This window comes from Vibrio sp. 1978, from assembly GCF_033344345.1.
This window is the reverse complement of the sequence record NZ_JAWPOP010001048.1, coordinates 1-513: the sequence shown is the minus strand read 5'-3', so window position 1 is coordinate 513 and position 513 is coordinate 1. Positions and strand designations below refer to the sequence as shown.

Genomic DNA, 513 nt, shown 5'->3' with positions numbered 1-513 from the left:
CAAGCAGGGCGGCGTTAGCAATAGTGGATGGCCGTTCATCTAACCGAGCTTGGCTACGACGCGTAATAACTACATCATGTCCCTCGACTAACAAGGCTTGCGCTAGTGGAGTACCAAGCCAACCTGCACCTACAATCAATGTGTTTGCCATTATTTATCCTACTTAACTGTTTTGCTCAAAGAGAGTAATGAGCTCTGCTTTGGCTTGTTGATGGAGGGGATCAGAATGCCATTTTTGATGTTGAATCAGGTCAACATTGACTTGCCAAGCCAGCTTTGTGAAATCATCCCCAACTTTTTTTAACGTGTTTGGTGAGTCTGCGACTAAGTGCTCCGGCAGGAAGCACCATCCAAACCCTTTGTTCGCTAATTCCAACAAAATGTAGTAGTTATCAGCGTACCAGATATCTGGGCTCAATGCTTGGTTGAGGCTACCTGGTTCTGCACTCTTTGAGCGTATCACCAGTTGGCGATATTGTTTGAGTTGATCGATATGGGTAATTCGCTGAGCCG

At 46.0% G+C, this 513-nt stretch carries 2 pseudogenes; both read right to left on the bottom strand.

Features of this window, described 5'->3' with window-relative positions:
- A pseudogene (locus R8N49_RS30590) lies at positions 1 to 151 on the bottom strand (SDR family NAD(P)-dependent oxidoreductase); the annotation flags it as partial.
- Between the two features lie 12 nt (positions 152 to 163).
- Positions 164 to 513: pseudogene (locus tag R8N49_RS30585) on the bottom strand (LysR family transcriptional regulator); the annotation flags it as partial.